A 19,957-nucleotide genomic window follows, 5' to 3' on the forward strand; every position below is an offset into this window, starting at 1 on the left:
GGACGGTCGTCAATGACTGAGCGTCAGAAGGACCGGCCGTGGCTCATGCGCACGTACGCCGGTCACTCCACGGCGGAGGCGTCCAACGAGCTGTACCGGCGCAATCTCGCCAAGGGCCAGACCGGTCTGTCGGTCGCGTTCGACCTCCCGACGCAGACCGGCTACGACCCCGACCACATCCTCGCCCGCGGCGAGGTCGGCCGGGTCGGCGTGCCGGTCTCGCACCTCGGTGACATGCGCCGGCTGTTCCAGGACATCCCCCTGGAGCAGATGAACACCTCGATGACGATCAACGCCACCGCCATGTGGCTGCTGGCGCTCTATCAGGTCGTCGCCGAGGAGCAGGGCGCGGACATCACCAAGCTCCAGGGGACGACGCAGAACGACATCGTCAAGGAGTACCTGTCCCGGGGGACGCACGTCTTCCCCCCGGGACCGTCGCTCCGGCTGACGACCGACATGATCTGCTACACGGTCAACCACATCCCCAAGTGGAACCCGATCAACATCTGCAGCTACCACCTCCAGGAGGCGGGCGCCACGCCCGTGCAGGAGATCGCGTACGCGATGTCCACCGCGATCGCCGTGCTGGACGCGGTGTTCGCCTCCGGGCAGATCCCCGAGGAGCGCAAGGGCGATGTCGTCGCCCGGATCTCCTTCTTCGTGAACGCGGGCGTCCGCTTCATCGAGGAGATGTGCAAGATGCGGGCGTTCGGCCGCATCTGGGACAAGATCACGCGCGAGCGGTACGGCATCGAGAACCCCAAGCACCGCCGCTTCCGATACGGCGTCCAGGTCAACTCCCTCGGTCTGACCGAGGCGCAGCCGGAGAACAACGTCCAGCGGATCGTCCTCGAGATGCTGGCCGTGACCCTCTCCAAGGACGCACGCGCGCGTGCCGTGCAGCTGCCGGCCTGGAACGAGGCGCTCGGCCTGCCCCGCCCCTGGGACCAGCAGTGGTCGCTGCGCATCCAGCAGGTCCTCGCCTACGAGAGCGACCTGCTGGAGTACGACGACATCTTCGAGGGCTCGAAGGTGGTCGAGGCGAAGGTGGAGCAGCTGGTCGCCGACTCGCTCGCCGAGATGGAACGCATCGAGGAGATGGGCGGCGCGATGGCCGCCGTGGAGTCCGGCTACCTCAAGTCCCAGCTGGTCGCCTCGCACGCCGAGCGGCGGGCGCGGATCGAGTCCGGCCAGGAGAAGATCGTCGGCGTCAACATCTTCGAGGGCACCGAGCCCAACCCGCTGACCGCCGATCTGGACACCGCGATCCAGACGGTGGACCCGGCGGTCGAGGCCCGGGTGATCGAGTCGCTGCAGAACTGGCGCGACACCCGCTACCAGCCGCCCTTCAACCACCCGCGCCCCTGCAAGGCGCTGGAGAAGCTGAAGGAGGCCGCGAAGGGCACCGACAACCTGATGGAGGCGACCCTGGAGTGCGCCCGCGCGGGTGTCACCACCGGCGAGTGGGCCGGCGCCCTGCGCGAGGTGTTCGGCGAGTTCCGCGCCCCGACGGGCGTGTCGTCGGCGCCGGTGGCGATCCCCGCCGAGGAGGGCTCCAAGCTGGCCGAGGTCCGCCGCAAGGTGGAGCTGACCGCCCAGGAGATGGGCGTCGGCAAGCTCCGCTTCCTGGTCGGCAAGCCGGGCCTGGACGGCCACTCCAACGGCGCCGAGCAGATCGCCGTGCGGGCCCGTGACGCCGGGTTCGAGGTGGTCTACCAGGGCATCCGGCTGACGCCCGAGCAGATCGTGGACGCCGCTCTCGCCGAGGACGTGCACGCGGTGGGCCTGTCGATCCTCTCCGGATCGCACGCCCAGCTGGTGCCCGACGTGCTCGAGCGGCTCCATGTGGCCGGTGCCACAGATATACCGGTGATCGCCGGTGGCATCATCCCCAGCGGTGACGCCGAACAGCTGCGGGCCGCCGGAGTGGCCGCGGTCTTCACCCCGAAGGACTTCGACATCACCGGAATCATCGGCCGCATCGTCGACGAGATCCGCACAGCGAACAAGCTCGACCCCCTGGAGGTCCCCGCATGACCAGCCCTGCTCCGCAGGTCAACCGCCTTCGCCCCCGGCGTTCCTGCCTGGCGGTACCGGGCTCGAACCCGCGCTTCCTGGAGAAGGCCCAGGGCCTCCCCGCCGACCAGGTCTTCCTGGACCTGGAGGACGCCTGCGCCCCGCTCGCCAAGCCCGAGGCGCGGCACACCATCGTCAAGTTCCTCAACGAGGGCGACTGGACCGGCAAGACCCGCGTCGTGCGCGTCAACGACTGGACGACGGAGTGGACGTACCGCGATGTCGTGACCGTCGTGGAGGGCGCCGGCCAGAACCTCGACTGCATCATGCTGCCGAAGGTCCAGGACGCCCAGCAGGTCGTCGCCCTCGACCTGCTGCTGACGCAGATCGAGAAGACGATGGGCTTCGAGGTCGGCAAGATCGGCATCGAGGCGCAGATCGAGAACGCGCAGGGCCTGAACAACGTCAACGAGATCGCCCAGGCCTCCCAGCGCCTGGAGACCATCATCTTCGGCCCGGCCGACTTCATGGCGTCCATCAACATGAAGTCGCTGGTGGTCGGCGAGCAGCCGCCCGGCTACCCGGCGGACGCCTACCACTACATCCTGATGAAGATCCTCATGGCCGCCCGCGCCAACAACCTCCAGGCGATCGACGGCCCCTACCTGCAGATCCGCAACGTCGACGGCTACCGCGCCGTCGCCCAGCGCGCCGCCGCGCTCGGCTTCGACGGCAAGTGGGTGCTGCACCCCGGCCAGGTCGAGGCGTCCAACGAGATCTTCTCGCCGTCGCAGGAGGACTACGACCACGCCGAGCTGATCCTGGACGCGTACGACTACTACACGTCCGAGGCGGGCGGCAAGAAGGGCTCCGCGATGCTCGGCGACGAGATGATCGACGAGGCCAGCCGCAAGATGGCCCTGGTCATCGCGGGCAAGGGACGCGCCGCCGGCATGCAGCGCACCAGCACGTTCGAGATCCCGGAGGCCTGAGCGCGATGCAGTTCGGACGCACCTACGAGGAGTTCGAGGTCGGGGCGACGTACAAGCACTGGCCGGGCAAGACGGTCACCGAGTACGACGACCACCTGTTCTGTCTCCTCACCATGAACCACCACCCGCTCCACATGGACACCAACTATGCGGAGAAGACGACGGACTTCGGCAAGAACGTCGTCGTCGGGAACTACATCTACTCGCTGCTGCTCGGCATGAGCGTGCCGGACATCTCCGGCAAGGCGATCGCCAACCTGGAGATCGAGTCGCTCAGGCACGTGGCGCCGACCTTCCACGGCGACACCATCTACGGCGAGACGACCGTGCTCGACAAGTGGCCGTCCAAGTCGAAGAACGACCGCGGCATCGTCTACGTCGAGACCAAGGGCTACAAGCAGGACGGCACGCTGGTGTGCGTGTTCCGCCGCAAGGTGATGGTGCCGACCGAGACGTACATCAAGGAGCGCGGCGGCGAGCAGCCCGGCCGCCCCGAGCTCGAGGAACAGGGGAAGTAAGCGATGGCCCGTCTCGCCCAGACCGCCGGTCTGACCGACGTCCAGCAGGAGATCCTGGCCACCGTCCGCGACTTCGTGGACAAGGAGATCATCCCGGTCGCCACCGAGCTGGAGCACCGCGACGAGTATCCGCAAGCGATCGTCGACGGCCTCAAGGAACTCGGCCTGTTCGGCCTGATGATCCCCGAGGAGTACGGCGGCCTGGGCGAGTCCCTCCTGACGTACGCCCTCTGCGTCGAGGAGATCGCCCGCGGCTGGATGTCGGTGTCCGGCATCATCAACACGCACTTCATCGTGGCGTACATGCTCAAGCAGCACGGCACGCAGGAGCAGAAGGACCACTTCCTGCCCCGGATGGCGGCCGGCGACATCCGCGGCGCCTTCTCGATGTCGGAGCCGGGCCTGGGCTCCGATGTGTCGGCGATCACGTCGAAGGCGGTGAAGGACGGCGACGAGTACGTCCTCAACGGCCAGAAGATGTGGCTGACGAACGGCGGTACGTCGTCTCTCGTGGCCGTTCTGGTCAGAAGTGACGAGGGTCACCCCGAGGGCACGGCCCCGCACAAGTCGATGACGACCTTCCTGGTGGAGAAGGAGCCCGGCTTCGGCGAGGTCCGTCCCGGCCTCACCATCCCCGGCAAGATCGACAAGATGGGCTACAAGGGCGTCGACACGACCGAGCTCATCATGGACGGCCTGCGCATTCCGGCGAATCGGGTGCTCGGCGGGGTCACCGGCCGAGGTTTTTACCAAATGATGGACGGGGTCGAGGTCGGCCGGGTCAACGTGGCGGCGCGTGGCTGTGGCGTCGCTCAGCGTGCCTTCGAGCTCGGTGTCCAGTACGCCCAGCAGCGCCACACTTTCGGCAAGCCGATCGCCCAGCACCAGGCCATCCAGTTCAAGCTGGCCGAGATGGCTACCAAGGTGGAGGCCGCGCATGCGATGATGGTCAACGCAGCGCGCAAAAAGGACTCCGGGGAACGAAACGACCTCGAAGCAGGGATGGCGAAGTACCTCGCCTCCGAATACTGCAAGGAGGTCGTGGAGGACGCCTTCCGGATCCACGGCGGCTACGGCTTTTCGAAGGAGTACGAGATCGAGCGCCTCTACCGGGAGGCGCCGATGCTGCTGATCGGTGAAGGCACGGCCGAGATCCAGAAAATGATCATCGGCCGCCGACTGCTCGAAGAGTATCGATTCCAGGGCTAGATGTCCGGATACGGGGTGTTTTCTTGGAGAAGAGGATCACACCCCGTATGCACTCTTCGGCCGCCGACTCGGCTGACTGGCTTACCCAGTTGCGGCCCGGAGCCGCTACGATCGCCGGAAAGCCGCCGTCCCCCGCAAGTGCGCGGCATCATCCGCTACGAAGGTCATCCATGCCCCACAGCCAAACCTCTGCACCTCGCGACAGCCTCGCCGGCGTACGCCTCGCGCGCGGAGCATCGCCGTGGCTTCTGCCGACCGTCGCCACCGCAGCCGTCAGCCTTCTCCGTGCCCGCCGCTCGGGCGCGGCGAAGGCCGTCGCCGTTCCCGCCACCGCGCTGGCGGCGGGGATGCTGTGGTTCTTCCGCGACCCCGAGCGCGAGATCGCCCAGGGCCGGGTCATCTCGCCCGCCGACGGTGTGGTGCAGAGCATCATGCCGTGGAAGGACGGCCGCACCCGCGTCGCCATCTTCATGAGCCCGCTCAACGTCCACGTGAACCGCGCACCGCTGTCCGGCACGGTCACGTCGGTCGAGCACATCCCCGGTGGTTTCGTTCCCGCCTTCAACAAGGAGAGCGAGAACAACGAGCGGGTCGTCTGGCACTTCGACACCGAGCTCGGTGACATCGAGATGATCCAGATCGCCGGCGCGGTGGCCCGCCGCATCGTGCCCTACGTGCCGCAGGGCACGAAGGTCGAGCAGGGCGACCGGATCGGTCTGATCCGGTTCGGCTCGCGTGTCGACATCTACCTGCCCGAGGGCGTGGAGGTGGCGGTCGAAGTCGGCCAGAAGACGGTGGCTGGGGTGACTCGCATTGACCGTGATTGATCCGGAGACTCAGGCCGGCTGGGTGCCGGAGGCCGACGAGGCGGACGACGAGGAGGAGATGCCCCTCTCGCTGCGCCTGTCGATAGCGGACACCCTCACCCTGGGCAACGCCACCTGTGGCTTCATGGCGGTGTACTTCACCACCACCGGCATCCTGATCCCGCACCTCACGGGCAGCCAGGAGACCGGCATGGCCCGCCACAGCGCGGCGACCGCGGTGATCCTGATGCTGTGCGCGGCCGTCTTCGACCTGTTCGACGGGCTGGTCGCGCGCAAGCTGCGCAGCTCGCCGATGGGCGCGGAGCTGGACAACCTCTCCGACCTGATCAGCTTCGGGCTCGCCCCGGCGTACTTCGTGCTGGTGTACGGCATGGTCGCGGACGACGCGCACCAGAGAGTGGCCGCGGTCGGGGCGATCGTGGTGCTGCTGGCGGTCGTGCTGCGGCTGGCTCGGTTCTCGTGCGTCACGGTGAAGGACGGCACGTTCCAGGGGATGCCGTCGCCGTTCGGGGCGCTCACGGTCGTGTCGATCGTGCTGCTGGAGCTGCCGTTCGTGGCGACGCTGCTGGCGATCCTGGGGACCGCCTGGCTGATGGTGAGCCGCGTGGAGTACCCGAAGCCGCGGGGGCGGCTGGCCGTGGCGATGCTGTCGTGGATCGTGCTGTCGATGGGGCTGCTGGCGGCGTGGGCGTTCGACGCGCCGAGCGGGCAGCTGCTGCTGCAGACGGGGTGTGCGCTGCAGCTGGTGATGGGCGCGGTGATTCCGCTGTTCGCGACGGCTCGGCGAGTGAACAACTTCCGTGACAATCGCCGCGAGGCGCGGGCGGCGCAACTGCCGTAGCGGCGCGAGCTGAGTGTGGGGCCCTGGACCTGTTGCCGGTTTGGGGCCCTTCGCTTGCCCCTGGGGCTCCGCCCCCAGACCCCCGTTTGCCCACCCAGCCCACCCGTCTCGGTCAGTGAAAAGGGCGCCCTCACAACCAACCGAGTCGGCTGGGCGGGTGGGAAACGGGGGTCCAGGGGGCGGAGCCCCCTGGGTGGGTCAGCTCAAGAAGTCCCGCGCAATACGCTCCGCCGTGCGCTCCAGGATCGGCCCCGCATCCGCGATGCACTTCTCGACGTCCGGCTCGATGTCCGTCAGCGCGTAGGCGCGCCGGATCCCGGCCTTGCCCAGCGTCTCCGGCGGCAGCGCCAGACGGCCGCACACCGCGACGACCTCCTTGCCCGCCGCCCGCGCCGCCGTGGCGACACCCGCGGGAGCCTTCCCGTGCAGCGTCTGCTGGTCCAGGGAACCCTCCCCGGTGATCACCAGATCCGCCCGCTCCAGCGCCGGAGCGAAGCCCAGCACCTCCAGCATCACCTCGATACCGGGACGGAACCGCGCCCCGACCAGCAGCGCGCCGTAGCCGATCCCGCCGGCCGCCCCAGCACCCGGCGACGCCGCGTACTCGGCGGCCTTCTCCCCCAGCTCCCCCTCCAGCACCTTCGCGAAGTGCGCCAGCGCCGCGTCCAGACGCTCGACGTCCTCCGGCGACGCGCCCTTCTGCGGCCCGTACACCGCCGGCGCGCCCTTCGGCCCGGTCAGGGGATTGTCGACGTCACTGGCGAGCACGAACTCGACCGAGGCGAGCCGCGGGTCAAGCCCGGACAGATCAGCCGTCGCCAGCTCGGCGAGACCGGCTCCGCCCGGCGCCACCGGCTCCCCGTCGGCCTTCAGGAACCGCGCCCCCAGCGCGGACAGCATGCCCGCACCGCCGTCGGTGGTGGCACTGCCGCCCACCCCGAACACGATCGTCGCCGCCCCCGCGTCCAGCGCGGCCCGCAGCAGCTCGCCGGAGCCGTACGTCGACGCCGTCAGCGGCGCGAAGACGCCCTCCGGGAGCCGTTGGAGCCCGCTCGCCTCGGCCATCTCCACGACCGCGGTGTCGCCGCGCAGCGCGTACGCCGCGGTCACCTCGCCCCCGAGGGGCCCGGCGACCCGTACCTCGCGCCGTTCGAATCCCGCCGCGACCGCCGCGGCCACCGTGCCGTCACCGCCGTCGGCGACCGGCAGCGCCTCGACCGACACGCCCGGCACGACCCGGCGCAGCCCGGCCGTCACCCGCTCGGCGACCTCCACGGCCGTCAAGGACCCCTTGAACTTGTCCGCGGCGACGAGCACCCGCTGCGCCGACACCTCCGACCGCTCGGACCAGGTACCGCTCACTGCGTCCGCCACTTGCTTTCCCCTCGCTCTCGGGCCTCGCACGCGTGAGGAGGCCAGTCGCGCCGCTGTGACCTTAACCTTCGCGCGCCGTCGCCGTCATGCCCTGCCCATCCCGTGGACCGTGCGGCGTGCGCGGTGGCGTGCGGATCCGGGCGGATCGGGTCGACCGTCGGTCGCCGGGCGGCAAGCGCATCTTCCTCTGTGGTCGAGCTGGAAGCTCTGCGTGCCGGGGCAGGGAAACTCCCGGACGTCGAGGGCGCAGCTGTACGGGTGAGTGTCCTCGCAGCGGCAGCGTTCCGAGGGCGGCTTGATCGACAGATGGCCCGCTGCGGAAAGCCGCGGCGGGACGGCCGATCGTGGGGGAGTTCTTCGACGTTGCTTCGCCTGTCCGGCCAGCCACGGGCCTGCGGCGGGCGTTGACGTCGTACCGACGGCCGGAGGTGTCGGTACCGCTGGTCGAGCATGAGGAGCGTCTGGCCCGGTTCGGTACTGGGCTTGTACGGGAAGTGATACCGCCGGCGTTCGGCGTCCGGCCGGGAATCACCGGTATGGATGAAGATCTGGACGTTTCGCAGGAGTCGGAGTTGGTGCGGGACATGCTGGCGGTCGTCGCGTCGTTCTCCGGCAGGTTGTACGGGCAGCGGTCGACGAAAACCAGGGCGTTGACGAAGGCTGTCAAGACCGCTGTCTGTCATCCGGATGTGCAGGTCTTGTCGAGGTGAGAGGAGGTCGGCGAGTGGCGCGTGAGAAGCGTGGCAGGCGTTTGCGTGCCCTGGCTGCCCCTTTCACCGTCGCCGCGCCGTCAGGTGCCCGGATAGGGGACCGGGTGCACGCCACCGGCCGGGATGATGAAGTACTGCGGCTTGTCGGCCGGCACCTCGGACACCACCAGCGGGCCGATCTCGCCCACCGTGTCGGGATCGGCAAGGTGCGCGTCAAGGACAACCAGCGCGCTGAGCGTAAACGCGAGCTGACGAAGCAGTCCTCTTCGCGCATGGCCGGGTCGATGACCCGTGCCTCGGAAGACCAGTACCAGCTCGGCTTGCGGTGCCTGTACGACGAGGCATCCTCGTTGCGGCGTGCGATCCGCGCCATCACCCGCCGCGCGGCCGTCGCGTGCGGAACCAGGAAGGGCAAGGTTCGCGGCTACCGGGACCAGGCCGAACGCTTCCAGAAGCAGCGCCGGTTGCAGGCTCTCAAGGCCCGTCTGGCCCGCGTCGAGGCGCGTATCAGAGCCGGCCGCCCGAGCATTGTGGTCGGCGGGCGACGCCTGGCGAAAGCCCGGCACAACGTGGAGAAGTCCCGGCTGACCGAGCAGCAGTGGCGGGAACGGTGGGATGCCCAGCGGATGTTCCTCACCGCCGATGGCGAGACGGGGGCACCGTTCGGGAACTACACGATCACGGTGGATCCGAACGACGGGTCGGTGACGATCGTCCTCCCCGAACCGCTGCGGCATCTCGCCAACGCTCCTCGGGGCCGGTACCGGCTAGAGGGCACCGTGCAGTTCTCTCACCGCCGGGACGAGTGGCTCGACCGCGTGACCGTGAACCGGGCTGTGCGGTACGACTTCGTGTACTTGCCGGTCCGGGGCCGCTGGTACCTGGATGCGTCCTGGGGAGCCGACACTGCCGTGCTGCCCACACCGGACGAGATCCGGGCGTCCGGTGAGCGCACGATCGGCGTCGACCTCAACGCCGACCACCTCGCCGCCCACGTCCTCGATGAGCACGGCAATCCGATCGGCCGACCTGAGACCATCCCCCTCGATCTGGTCGGCCCCGCCTCCCAGCGGGACGGCAGGTTGCGCGCCGCGATCACCGAGCTGATCCAGCTAGCCCGCCGGCACGACTGTGCCGGGATCGTGGTGGAGAACCTCGACTTCGACGACGCCCGCGCCACCGGCCGCGAACACATGGGCCGAGGCGGGCGCGGCAAGAAGTTCCGCAGGACCGTCGCCGGCATCCCTACCGCACGCTTCCGCGAGCGGCTGCGCGGCATGGCGTTCCACGCCGGGCTCGTCGTCATCGCCGTTGATCCGGCGTACACCAGTATCTGGGGCGAAAGGTACTGGAAGGCCCCGCTCCAGCAGCAGAACAGCAAGACCACCGTCACCCGGCACCACGGCGCCGCTGTGGCGATCGGCAGGCGTGGCCTGGGACACAGGATCCGGCGTCGGCCAGGTGTGACCGCAAGCGACCAGAGGATCGCTTCGCGGAGAGCTACCGGCCAGACCGTATTCGTTCCCAGGCCACGCGGGACCACGAGCCCACCCAGGACAGCGAGCACGCCCATACCGGACGGTAAGACTCGACAGTGCCAAGGTGACCGACTCGCGCTGCTCCCAGACCCCGAAGACCGTTCGTGGGGTCACCGGATCACCGATCCGGTCTACGTTGATTAGGCCAGCATGGGCCAAGCAACATAGGAACGGTAGACCGGAGCCATGACCGCTACGGAGTCAGAACGGCCGGACCTGGCCGACCGCATCCTCGGAGGCTGGCTGGGCCGGATCGCGGGCAACATGCTCGGCAAACCGGTGGAGCAGGGCGAGGTGTGGACGCGGGAGCGCATCGACCGCTATCTGCGGCAGACCGGCGCCCTCCCGCTCACCGACTACCTGCCCGAGCCGCTCTCCGAGAGCGAGGGCCTCGATCTGCGCCCGGAGTGGCGGGCCTGCGTCCGGGGCCGGATCAACGGCAGCTGCCGCGACGACGACATCGACTACGCCATCCTGGGCCTGGACCTGCTCGAGACCCACGGCTTCGGCTTCAGCACCGAGCAGGTCGGCGATCTGTGGCTGCTGCGGCTGCCGTATCTGCAGACGTTCACGGCGGAGCGTGCGGCGTACCGGAATCTGGCGAACGGGCTCAAGCCGCCGCTGACCGCCACGTACGACAACCCGTACCAGGAGTGGATCGGGGCCCTGATCCGCGCGGACGTCCACGGCTGGACCTCGCCGGGCGCTCCGCGCCGCGCCGCCTCGCTGGCGCGCCGGGACGCGGTGCTGTCGCACACCGGCAACGGGGTGTACGGCGCGATGTGGGCGGCGGCGCTGATCGCGGCGGCGTTCACCGCGCCCACGGTGCGGCACGCCGTGGACGAGGCGCTGACCATGATCCCGGCGAGCAGCCGCCTGGCCCGCACGGTGCGCCGGGTCGCCTCGCTGCACGAGACGGGGCTGCCGTGGGAGGACACGCTCTCCACGCTGACCGAGGAGACGATGGGGCTCGGCTGGATCCATGTCGTCCCGAACGCGGCCGTCCTCACCGCCGGGCTCCTGTACGGCGACGGCGACTTCACCCGCACCATCGCCCTGACCGTCCGAGGCGGCCTCGACACCGACTCCAACGGTGCGACGGCCGGTTCGGTGGCCGGGGTCCTGTGCGGCGCCGAGGCGATCCCCGCCCACTGGAAGGACCCCCTTCAGGACACCGTGCGCAGCGCCGTCTTCGGCTTCGACGGCGTACGGATCAGCGAACTCGCCGAGCGGACCCTGCGGTTGGCACAGGAGCAGGGACCCGTGCCCTAGGACCGACGGCGTACGGCGTCCGGGGCCGCGGCCCGACGCGGTGGGGCCGGGGCGCGCCTAGCCTCGGGTTCATGAAGATCGGGATTCTGGGAACGGGGCATGTGGGCCGGGCGCTGGCCGCGGGCTGGGCCGGTGCCGGGCACGACGTCGTGCTGGGTTCGCGGCGGTCGGAGGACGCGGAGCTGCGGGCGGGGCTGGCGGAGCAGGTGGGGCAGGCCGTGCGGGTCGCGGATCCCGCCTCGGCCGCGGCGGACGCGGAGGTGGTGGTCAACGCGACGCCGGGCACCGCGTCCGTGACGGCGCTCGCCGCGGTCGGCGCGCCCGCGCTGCGGGGGAAGGTGCTGCTGGATGTCGGGGTCGGGTTCGACGCGGAGGGGAATCTCTCCCACCTGACGGAGAGCCTGGGTGAGGAGATCCAGCGGACGTTCCCCGAGGCGCGGGTCGTGAAGACGCTCTGCACGGTCGACCGGGAGCTGATGGTGGCGCCGGACTCGCTCCAGGGCCCGAGCACCGTCTTCCTGTCCGGGGACGACGCGGACGCCAAGCGCACCGTCACCGGGCTGCTGGCCGATCTGGGCTGGCCGGCGGACTCGGTGCTCGACCTCGGGGGGATCGCCACGGCGCGGGGGCAGGAGCACTACGCGCTGCTGTTCGTGGGCATCGCCGAGGCCATCGGCTCGTACGGATTCGGGATCCGGGTGGTGCCGCCGGCGGCGCGGAGCTGAGCGCTCCGGCGTGTGCGCGGTGCGGTGGTGATCGCGGGCCGGGCGTGTGCTGCCGTGCGCCCGGGGGTGCCGGGCGACGGCCCCGGGGACGGTCCGGTCGCGCCGTTACCCTTCCCGCATGACCACGACCCAGGACGCACAGGGCTTCGCCGCCTACCTCGCCTCCCTTCCGCGTGTCCTCGCCGGGGCCGCCGCGCTCCTCCGCGACGCGCACGGCAGGGTGCTGCTCGTCGAGCCGAACTACCGGGAGGGCTGGGCGCTGCCGGGCGGGACGATCGAGTCGGACGACGGGGAGACCCCGCGGCAGGGGGCGCGCCGGGAGACGGCCGAGGAGATCGGGCTCGACCGTGAGCCCGGGCGGCTGCTGGCGGTGGACTGGGTGCACGGGGAGGGACGGCCGCCACTGGTGGCGTACCTGTACGACGGCGGGGTGCTCGGCGAGGACGATCTGGCGGCGATCCGGCTCCAGGAGGAGGAGCTGCTGTCCTGGAAGCTGGTGCCGCGCGAGGAGTTGGCCGACCACCTCCACGGAGCTCTCGGCCGCCGTGTGCTCGCCGCGCTGGACGTCCTCGCCGAGGGCTCGGGCACCGCGGAGCTGGAGGACGGGTACCGGGTGCACTGACGCGGGCCGGGAAACCCGCTCGCCGCACCGGCACCGGCCGCCCTACGCTCGGCAGCATGAGCAAGCCCCTCGTCGCCCTCCTCAGTGGCGCCGGCATCAGCACGGACTCCGGGATCCCCGACTACCGCGGCCCGAACGGGCTGTGGCGGCGCGATCCGGAGGCCGAGAAGCTCGTGACGTACGAGTACTACATGAGCGATCCGGAGATCCGGCGCCGTTCGTGGCAGATGCGGCTCAGGAGCCGGACCCTGTCGGCCGAGCCCAATGCGGCGCACCGCGCGGTGGCCGAGCTGGAGCGGTCCGGGGTGCCGGTGCGGGTGATCACGCAGAACGTGGACGGGTTGCACCAGCTCGCCGGGATGCCGGCCCGCAAGGTGCTCGAACTGCACGGCTCGGCCCGCGGCGTGGTGTGCACGTCCTGCCACGAGCGCGGTCCCATGGAGGACGCCCTGGCCCGCGTGGAGGCGGGCGAGGAGGATCCGGCGTGCCGGGCGTGCGGCGGCATTCTCAAGTCGGCGACGGTGATGTTCGGTGAGCGACTCGACCCCGAGGTGATGGGGAACGCGCTGGCGATCAGCAAGGCCTGCACGGTGTTCATCGCCGTCGGCACCAGCCTTCAGGTCCAGCCCGCCGCCGGGCTCGCGGGCGTGGCCGCCGATCACGGGGCGCGTCTGGTCATCGTCAACGCCGAGCCGACGCCGTACGACGACCTGGCCGACGAGGTCGTCCGCGAGCCGATCGGTACGGCTCTACCAGAGCTGCTGCGGGGCATCGCCGCCCAGGTGTGAGCCCACCCGGGTGCCCCTTTCGAAGTCCAGCAGCTGCCGCTTGCGGTGGAGGCCGCCGCCGTAGCCGGTGAGGCTGCCGGAGGCGCCGATGACGCGGTGGCAGGGGATGATGATGCCGATCGGGTTGCGGCCGTTGGCGAGGCCCACCGCGCGGGATGCCCTGGGATTGCCGAGGGCGTCGGCGAGTTGGCCGTAGGTGCGGGTCTCGCCGTAGGGGATGCGGGCCAGCTCGGCCCAGACGCGGCGCTGGAACGGGGTGCCGTGCGGGCGGAGTTCGAGGGTGAAGTCCTTCAACTCGCCCGCGAAATAGGCCGCGAGCTGGTCCTGCGCCTCGGCGAAGGGTGTGTCGTCGGGGTCGCCGAAGGTCTCCTCCGGTGGGCGGTGCCGCTGGTCGGTCATGTAGAGGCCGCACAGGACGCCGTCGTCGGCGACGAGGGTCAGGGGGCCGTAGGGGCTGTCGATCACCGTGTGCTGCTTCATGCGAGATCCCGGGTCCTTGATCCTTGGTCCTTATACGGGGAGGAAGTTGATCGGGTGGCTGTCCGTCGCCCACAGGTACTGCACCGCGTACGCCCGCCAGGGGCGCCAGGGCGCGGCCCGTGCGGTGAGCGCCGCCGGTGTCGAGGGCAGGCCCAGTTCCTGGGCGGCGCGGCGGATGCCGAGGTCGGTGGGGAGGAAGGCGTCGGGGTCGCCCAGAGCGCGCATGGCGATCACGTCGGCCGTCCAGGGGCCGAAGCCGGGCAGGGCGAGGAGTCGCGCGCGGGCCTCAGGCCAGTCGCTCTCCACACCCAGGTGGAGTGAGCCGTCGGCGAGTTGGCGTACGAGTGTGGTCAGGGTCGTGCGGCGGGTGCGGGGCATGGCCAGGCTGTCCGGGTCCAGTGCCGCCAGTCGTTCGACGGAGGGGAAGAGGTGCGTGAGACCGCCCTCGGGGTCGTCGACCGGATCACCGTGCGCGGTGACCAGGCGGGCGGCGTGGGTGCGGGCGGCGGCCGTGGACACCTGCTGGCCGAGGACGGCCCGTACGGCGAACTCGGCTTCGTCGACCGTGCGCGGGACGCGGCGGCCGGGCGCCTTGTCGACCAGGGGCGCGAGCACCGGATCGGTGCGCAGCTGGTCGTCGACGGCCACCGGGTCGGCGTCCAGGTCGAGCAGGCGGCGGCAGCGGCTGATGGCGACGGTGAGGTCGCGCAGGTCGGTGAGGGTGAGCCGGCAGGCGATGTGGTCGGGGCGCGGGGTGAGCGCCACGACGCCGTGGCCGTACGGCAGCCGCAGCGTGCGCCGGTAGGCGCCGTCCCGCCATTCCTCCACGCCGGGTACGGCGGTGGCGGCGAGGTGGCCGAAGAGGTTGTCGGGGTTGAGGGGGGCGCGGAACGGCAGGCGCAGGGACAGAGCGCCCGACGCGGTGCCGGTGTGTGTCCTCGGGGCGCGGGCGCGCAGGTCGCTCGGGGAGAGCGCGAAGACCTCGCGGACGGTGTCGTTGAAGGTGCGGATGGAGGAGAAGCCGGCGGCGAACGCGATGTGCGCCATGGGCAGGTCGGTCGTCTCGACGAGCAGGCGGGCCGTCTGGGCGCGCTGGGCGCGGGCGAGTGCGAGGGGGCCCGCGCCGAGCTCGGCGCGCAGCTGGCGTTCGACCTGCCGGGCGCTGTAGCCGAGGCGCGCGGCGAGGCCGGGGACTCCCTCGCGGTCCACGACGCCGTCGGCGATCAGCCGCATGGCGCGGGCCACCAGGTCGGCGCGCTGGTTCCACTCGGGGGAACCGGGGCTGGTGTCGGGCCGGCAGCGTTTGCAGGCCCGGAACCCTGCCTGCTGGCAGGAGGCCGCGCTGGGGAGGAAGACCATGTTCTCCGGCTTGGGCGGCACCACCGGGCAGCTGGGCCGGCAGTAGATGCCGGTGGTCAGGACCGCGGTGAAGAACCAGCCGTCGAAGCGGGCGTCCTTGGAGCGGACGGCGCGCACGCAGCGCTCGGTGTCGGTGTGCATCCCCGTGTGCATGGCTCCAGCATCGGCGACGGCGGCCGCCGATGCTGGCGGGAATCCGACATGGTCCTTCCGTGCGCTGCGGCTTCCCGGGTCACTGCCCCGCCGTGGGCCGCCTGGACAGCTGGGTCGCCTTCCGTACGTCGGTCAGCGGGCGCAGCCGGTACGTGTACGCGTAGTCCCGGTCGGTGAACAGTTTGTACTCGTCGTGGGTGTGGGCGCCCCAGCTGTTGTCGCCGCCGACGCCCATCTGCCGGTGGTTGACGCGCAGGACGACCTCTTCGCGCGGGGTGAGCTGGTAGTCGTGCCGCGCTCCGCACGACAGGTCCTCGGGGGTGAAGTGCGAGGCGTTGATCTCCAGGAGGGGTTCGCCGGAGACGAGCAGGCCGGTGCCGTCGTCGTCGGTGAGGGCGGCCCAGCGGACGTCGGTCTTGTTGCCGTTCTCCTGGGGGCGGATGTAGGGCGTCCACTGGTCGGCGACGGTTCCGGAGTACAGGCCCACGTCGGTGCCGTTGTTGCGGTCCCAGTGGTTCTCCTCGGGCCCGCGGCCGTAGTAGTGCAGGCGGTCCAGGCGGCGCGGCAGGAACAGCAGGGCGCCGACCTCCGGGATGTACGGCAGGTTCGGCGCGCCCGGGTGGAGGGTGTGGTCGACCTTGATCTCGCCGTTGCCGAAGACCGTGTAGGTCGTGCCGTACGTCGACTCGGCGGTGGTGGGCAGGGTTCCGGTGACGGTGATCTCGACGGCCCGGTCCCGCAGGGTGCGCACCCGGACGTCGGTCACCTTCCGGCGGGCGCCGGCGTCGCGCCAGGTCTGGTTGCGGACGTGCTGGCCGTTGCCGTGGTCGTTGTCGGTCGGGGCCCGCCAGAAGTTCGGCACGGGTCCGGAGGTGATCAGCCGGGTGCCGGAGGCTTCGTAGGAGGTGATGGTGCCGGTGCGCTTGTCGACGGTGACCGAGAAGCCCTTGCCGGTGACGGTGACGGACGCCTCGCCGTCGTCGTGGCGCAGCGCCGGGACGCCGGCGAGGGGTACGGGGGTCACGGCCGGGCTGTTCGCGTCGAGGGCCAGCTGCTGTTTGGCGACCTCGAAGCCGGCGTCGGCCCAGGGGGTGCGTTCCTTGGTGGTGAAGGACAGGTGCAGGAAGTACTCGGTGCCGGGCGCCGGGTCCGCCGGGAGGCGCACGGGCACGGTGATGTCCTTGCTGCTCAGCGGGGCCACGTCGAGCTGATCGCGGGTCAGTTTCCCGCGCTGCACGGCCCTGCCGTCGGCGATCAGGGACCAACGGCCGTCGAACGCGCGGAGGTTGGTGAACAGGTACTCGTTGGTGAGGGTGACCGCGCCGGGGCCGCCCTTGCCGGGGGTGGCGTTGATCGCCTGGTAGACCTGCTTGACCTCGGCGGCCTTGCCGGTGTGGCCGCGGTCGGCGGTGACGATGCCGTCGGCGACGAAGTTGCCGTCGTTGGGGAAGTCACCCCAGTCGCCTCCGTAGGCGCGGAAGGTCTTCTCGCGGGGCCGCTGCTCGGTGAAGCCGGCGGTGGCGGCGTCGAACCAGAACCGCACGCCCTCGTCGTCCGGGCCGCGGTCGCCGGAGGCCAGTTCGGGGGCGCTCAGGGCGCGGGCGTGGACGCGGGCCCGCCGGACGGTGCCGCTGAACTCGCGGGTCGGGTGGTCGGCGTCGGTGGCGAGGGCCAGGGGTGCGGTGGTGCTGCCGGGGCGCCGGGTGGTGGTCCGGGTGGCTCTGACCGTGCCGTCGACGTAGAGGGTGAGCGTGCCGGCGTCCGCGTCGAAGACACCGGCGATGTGGTGCTCTCTGCCGGTCCAGTCGTCCGGCAGCGCCCAGCTCGCGGTGATCCACTGGCCGTCGCCGTGGATGAAGAACTCCAGCTTCTCGTCGCTCTGTTTGAGCGCGTACTGGGTGTCGCCCTTGGCGAGGATCGGCTGGTGGTAGCCGGTGACACGGGGGGTGACCCACGCCTCCAGGGTCAGGGAGCCTGTGAGGTCGAGGGCGTCGTCGCGGGCGAAGACGGTGCCGCCGGACAGGCCCTTGTCGCGGCTGAAGGTGCCGCTGGGCGCGAGGATCTCGCCGCGCAGCTTCCTGGGGCCCTGTTCGGTGAGGAGTGTGCGCGTGGGGGTGGGCCAGTTGAGGGACTGGTCGGCGAAGTCCCAGATCCAGCCGCCCTGGAGGACGTCGTGGCGGCGGACGACGTCCCAGTACTTCTTGAAGTTGCCATTGGAGTTCCCCATCGCGTGGGAGTACTCGATCATCACGTACGGCCGCTTGTCGGCGGTGTCCTTGGCGCGGGCCTCGACGCGGGCGGGGCTCTCGTACATCTCGGAGCGGATGTCGCTGATGCCGGGGCGGTCGTCGCCCTCGTACTGGATGACGCGGGTGGGGTCGTAGGAGCGGATCCAGTCGTACATGGCGTTGAAGGTGCTGCCGCCGCCCGCCTCGTTGCCGAGGGACCAGATGACCACGCCGGCGTGGTTCTTGTCGCGGTGCACCATGTTCTGCGCGCGGGCCACGCAGGCCTCGGTCCACTCGGGGTGGCTGCCCGGGTACTCGTCGCGGATGCCGTGGGTCTCGAGGTTGGTCTCGTCGACGAGGTACAGGCCGTACTCGTCGGCGAGTTCGTACCACAGCGGGTTGTTCGGGTAGTGCGAGGTGCGGACGGTGTTGATGTTCATCCGCTTGATGACCTCGATGTCCTTCACCATGTCGGCGCGGGTGAGGGACATGCCGCGGTCGGGGTGCATCTCGTGGCGGTTGGTGCCGCGGAAGGAGACCGGTTTGCCGTTGATGCGCATGAGGCCGTCCTTGAGCGCGAACTCGCGGAAGCCGACGCGGTGCGAGAGGGTCTCGATCACCTTGCCCGCGGGGTCGCGCAGCTGGAGCACGGCGGTGTAGAGGTGCGGGTGCTCGGCCGACCACAGCTTCGGCGCGGGTACGGCCCTGGCGGCGGTGACGGTGATCTCCTGTCCCGCCGGGACGTCGGCGGACCGGCGCAGCGGCCGCGGCCACACAGGGTGCCCGCCGGCGTCGTACAGCAAGGTGTCGACGGTGTACTCGCCGCCGCCCTCACCGCCGTAGTCGCGGATGCTCGCGGTGACCTTCAGCTCGGCGGAGGCGTAGTCGTCGCCGAGGGGGGTGTCCAGCTTGAAGTCGCGCAGGTGCACGGACGGGGTGGAGTACAGGTAGACGGAGCGGAAGATGCCGCTCAGCCGGATCATGTCCTGGTCCTCCAGCCAGTCGCCGTCGGAGTAGCGGTAGACCTCCACGGCGATCTGGTTGGTGCCGGGCTTCAGCTGCTCGGTGATGTCGTACTCGGCCGGCGTGTAGGAGTCCTCGCTGTAGCCGGCCAGCTGCCCGTTGATCCACACGTAGTGGGCGGACTTGACGCCCTCGAAGTGCAGGAAGGTCCGCCGTCCCGACCAGGAGCGGGGGACGGTGAAGGTGCGGCGGTACTGGCCGACGGGGTTGTAGCGGGTGGGCGCGGCCGGGGGCTGGGCGTCCTCGCCGAGGCCGTTGGGGCCCCACCAGGGGTAGGTGATGTTGACGTAGATCGGGAAGTCGTAGCCGTGCAGCTGCCAGCAGGAGGGGACGGGGATGGTGTCCCAGTCACTGTCGTCGGCGTCGGTGCGGTGGAAGTCGGTGTCGCGGTCGTCGGGGCGGTCGGCGTAGGCGAACTTCCACGTCCCGTCGAGGCTCAGCCGGTAGGGCGAGCGGGTGCGGTCGGCGGCGAGGGCCTGCTTCAGGTCCGCGTACGGCATGAGCGTGGTGTGGGGGGCCTCGGTGCCCAGCCGGAAGACGGAGATCCGGCCGTTCCACTCGGGCGCGGGGTCGGCGGCCGGCCGGCGGGGAGCGGCCGTGGCGGTGGGGGCGCCCAGGGCGAGCGCGCCGAGGACGGCGGCCCCGGACTCCAGCAGACGGCGGCGGCTGACGGGCGTGACGGGCGAGTACGGCATGGGGGTGGCCTTCCTCGGTTCGACAGGGCGCTGCACTGACTGAGGGCGAGGGGCGTTGCTGTGGGGGCTGTTCACAACTGGTGGTGACGGAGCAACTACGGAGCCAGGCACACCCTAGGACTCGCACACATTCGAAGCAATCATCCCGTCGGAATCTGTTGGCTCCTGATGGTTCGTCGGCCGGAACCGTTCCCTCAGCGGTCGTGCAGTACGCAGTCGCCGCAGAGACCCCCGCCGGGGGCGCGGTAGTACAGGCAGCAACTGCTGCGGCGGAAGGCGAGAGTCCGGCCGGCGGCGGTGAAGACTCCGGCGCCGGTGAGGGGTTCGCGGTCGAGGAGAGCCCGGACGAGACCGGTGACCGGGTACGGCGGGTGCGGTGCCTGGGTGAGCAGGACGCGCAGGGCGCCGACGAGCGCGGAGGCGGAGTTTCCGCGCAGGATGTGCGGGGACAGCCCGCTCAGCCGGCGGACGGCGGCGTTCAGCGGGGTCAGGTTGCCCAGCGCGACGGTCGCGTGCAGCGCGGCGGCGGGCTCCTGCGGGAGCGTGCCCGGGGCCCGCAGCCACAGCTCGTCGGGCCCGGAGCC

General features: G+C 70.6%; 17 protein-coding genes. 12 read left to right on the plus strand and 5 right to left on the minus strand.

Translation table 11 applies throughout. The features are described 5' to 3' along the window. Nucleotides 1-12 precede the first annotated feature (12 nt). The 6 genes from N4P33_RS07070 (at nt 13) to pssA (ending at nt 6,406) form a co-directional block, all read left to right on the plus strand. Nucleotides 13-2,040, plus strand: coding sequence for a protein meaA (locus N4P33_RS07070; protein WP_260825434.1), 2,028 nt, complete (start codon nt 13-15; stop codon nt 2,038-2,040). After that, nucleotides 2,037-3,011: a CoA ester lyase gene (locus N4P33_RS07075; protein WP_260825435.1), complete on the plus strand. Its 975-nt coding sequence runs from the start codon at nt 2,037-2,039 to the stop codon at nt 3,009-3,011. Before N4P33_RS07070 ends, N4P33_RS07075 begins: the two co-directional genes overlap by 4 nt. A 5-nt stretch (nt 3,012-3,016) precedes the next feature. Continuing rightward, nucleotides 3,017-3,529: a MaoC family dehydratase gene (locus N4P33_RS07080; RefSeq protein WP_260825436.1), complete on the plus strand. Its 513-nt coding sequence runs from the start codon at nt 3,017-3,019 to the stop codon at nt 3,527-3,529. Nucleotides 3,530-3,532: 3 nt separating this feature from the next. Further along, nucleotides 3,533-4,738 carry an acyl-CoA dehydrogenase family protein gene (locus N4P33_RS07085; RefSeq protein WP_260825437.1) on the plus strand — a complete coding sequence of 402 codons (1,206 nt, stop codon included), beginning with the start codon at nt 3,533-3,535 and terminating at the stop codon, nt 4,736-4,738. A 170-nt stretch (nt 4,739-4,908) separates the two neighbouring features. Beyond that, the gene (locus N4P33_RS07090; RefSeq protein ID WP_260825438.1) at nt 4,909-5,565 is read left to right on the plus strand and encodes a phosphatidylserine decarboxylase; all 657 of its coding nucleotides are present in this window, start codon (nt 4,909-4,911) and stop codon (nt 5,563-5,565) included. Nucleotides 5,566-5,587: 22 nt separating this feature from the next. Further along, nucleotides 5,588-6,406: a CDP-diacylglycerol--serine O-phosphatidyltransferase gene (gene pssA / locus N4P33_RS07095; RefSeq protein WP_145871655.1), complete on the plus strand. Its 819-nt coding sequence runs from the start codon at nt 5,588-5,590 to the stop codon at nt 6,404-6,406. 198 nt (nt 6,407-6,604) lie between these two features. Here the strand turns inward: pssA and N4P33_RS07100 are convergent, their stop codons facing one another. Next, nucleotides 6,605-7,723, minus strand: a complete 1,119-nt coding sequence (locus tag N4P33_RS07100) for a glycerate kinase (protein WP_260825449.1) — start codon at nt 7,721-7,723, stop codon at nt 6,605-6,607. A 401-nt stretch (nt 7,724-8,124) separates the two neighbouring features. Between N4P33_RS07100 and N4P33_RS07105 the strand changes: the two genes are divergently transcribed. The 6 genes from N4P33_RS07105 to N4P33_RS07130 all read left to right on the plus strand — a co-directional run bounded on the left by N4P33_RS07105 (nt 8,125) and on the right by N4P33_RS07130 (nt 13,435). Further along, nucleotides 8,125-8,490, plus strand: a complete 366-nt coding sequence (locus N4P33_RS07105; RefSeq protein WP_260825439.1) for a hypothetical protein — start codon at nt 8,125-8,127, stop codon at nt 8,488-8,490. Between the two features lie 14 nt (nt 8,491-8,504). Then, nucleotides 8,505-10,172: a hypothetical protein gene (locus N4P33_RS07110; RefSeq protein ID WP_260825440.1), complete on the plus strand. Its 1,668-nt coding sequence runs from the start codon at nt 8,505-8,507 to the stop codon at nt 10,170-10,172. Nucleotides 10,173-10,214: 42 nt separating this feature from the next. Next, entirely contained in the window at nt 10,215-11,300 is a 1,086-nt protein-coding gene (locus tag N4P33_RS07115; RefSeq protein WP_260825441.1) for an ADP-ribosylglycohydrolase family protein, read from the plus strand. Nucleotides 11,301-11,371: 71 nt separating this feature from the next. Continuing rightward, nucleotides 11,372-12,025 (plus strand): NADPH-dependent F420 reductase, encoded by a 654-nt coding sequence (locus tag N4P33_RS07120; RefSeq protein WP_260825442.1) that lies wholly within the window; start codon nt 11,372-11,374, stop codon nt 12,023-12,025. A gap of 118 nt (nt 12,026-12,143) precedes the next feature. After that, nucleotides 12,144-12,647 (plus strand): NUDIX hydrolase, encoded by a 504-nt coding sequence (locus tag N4P33_RS07125; protein ID WP_260825443.1) that lies wholly within the window; start codon nt 12,144-12,146, stop codon nt 12,645-12,647. Nucleotides 12,648-12,703: 56 nt separating this feature from the next. Further along, nucleotides 12,704-13,435 (plus strand): Sir2 family NAD-dependent protein deacetylase, encoded by a 732-nt coding sequence (locus tag N4P33_RS07130; protein ID WP_260825444.1) that lies wholly within the window; start codon nt 12,704-12,706, stop codon nt 13,433-13,435. Here N4P33_RS07130 and N4P33_RS07135 read toward each other — a convergent pair. The 4 genes from N4P33_RS07135 to N4P33_RS07150 all read right to left on the minus strand — a co-directional run. Further along, complete coding sequence (locus tag N4P33_RS07135) at nt 13,397-13,915, minus strand: methylated-DNA--[protein]-cysteine S-methyltransferase (protein ID WP_260825445.1); 519 nt, start codon at nt 13,913-13,915, stop codon at nt 13,397-13,399. The two genes, N4P33_RS07130 and N4P33_RS07135, sit on opposite strands and share 39 nt — an antisense overlap. A 30-nt stretch (nt 13,916-13,945) precedes the next feature. Continuing rightward, the gene (locus tag N4P33_RS07140; protein WP_260825450.1) at nt 13,946-15,415 is read right to left on the minus strand and encodes an AlkA N-terminal domain-containing protein; all 1,470 of its coding nucleotides are present in this window, start codon (nt 15,413-15,415) and stop codon (nt 13,946-13,948) included. Between the two features lie 91 nt (nt 15,416-15,506). Then, a complete protein-coding gene (locus N4P33_RS07145; protein ID WP_260825446.1) occupies nt 15,507-19,373 on the minus strand; it encodes a glycoside hydrolase family 2 TIM barrel-domain containing protein in 3,867 nt (1,288 codons plus the stop codon). 194 nt (nt 19,374-19,567) lie between these two features. Continuing rightward, a partial coding sequence (locus N4P33_RS07150; protein ID WP_260825447.1) for a (2Fe-2S)-binding protein occupies nt 19,568-19,957 on the minus strand: 390 nt, incomplete at its 5' end.

Origin of the sequence: Streptomyces sp. 15-116A (assembly GCF_025290915.1) — a bacterium.
In the GTDB taxonomy this organism is placed as follows: domain Bacteria; phylum Actinomycetota; class Actinomycetes; order Streptomycetales; family Streptomycetaceae; genus Streptomyces.

What these genes read in the sequence shown, in the direction of transcription:
- N4P33_RS07075 (WP_260825435.1), top strand. Translation starts at nt 2,037, where the DNA reads ATGACCAGCCCTGCTCCGCAGGTCAACCGCCTTCGCCCCCGGCGTTCC.
- N4P33_RS07125 (WP_260825443.1), top strand. Translation starts at nt 12,144, where the DNA reads ATGACCACGACCCAGGACGCACAGGGCTTCGCCGCCTACCTCGCCTCC.
- N4P33_RS07080 (WP_260825436.1), top strand. Translation starts at nt 3,017, where the DNA reads ATGCAGTTCGGACGCACCTACGAGGAGTTCGAGGTCGGGGCGACGTAC.
- N4P33_RS07090 (WP_260825438.1), top strand. Translation starts at nt 4,909, where the DNA reads ATGCCCCACAGCCAAACCTCTGCACCTCGCGACAGCCTCGCCGGCGTA.
- N4P33_RS07140 (WP_260825450.1), bottom strand. Translation starts at nt 15,415, where the DNA reads ATGCACACCGACACCGAGCGCTGCGTGCGCGCCGTCCGCTCCAAGGAC.
- N4P33_RS07135 (WP_260825445.1), bottom strand. Translation starts at nt 13,915, where the DNA reads ATGAAGCAGCACACGGTGATCGACAGCCCCTACGGCCCCCTGACCCTC.
- N4P33_RS07085 (WP_260825437.1), top strand. Translation starts at nt 3,533, where the DNA reads ATGGCCCGTCTCGCCCAGACCGCCGGTCTGACCGACGTCCAGCAGGAG.
- N4P33_RS07120 (WP_260825442.1), top strand. Translation starts at nt 11,372, where the DNA reads ATGAAGATCGGGATTCTGGGAACGGGGCATGTGGGCCGGGCGCTGGCC.
- N4P33_RS07115 (WP_260825441.1), top strand. Translation starts at nt 10,215, where the DNA reads ATGACCGCTACGGAGTCAGAACGGCCGGACCTGGCCGACCGCATCCTC.
- N4P33_RS07130 (WP_260825444.1), top strand. Translation starts at nt 12,704, where the DNA reads ATGAGCAAGCCCCTCGTCGCCCTCCTCAGTGGCGCCGGCATCAGCACG.
- N4P33_RS07070 (WP_260825434.1), top strand. Translation starts at nt 13, where the DNA reads ATGACTGAGCGTCAGAAGGACCGGCCGTGGCTCATGCGCACGTACGCC.
- N4P33_RS07145 (WP_260825446.1), bottom strand. Translation starts at nt 19,373, where the DNA reads ATGCCGTACTCGCCCGTCACGCCCGTCAGCCGCCGCCGTCTGCTGGAG.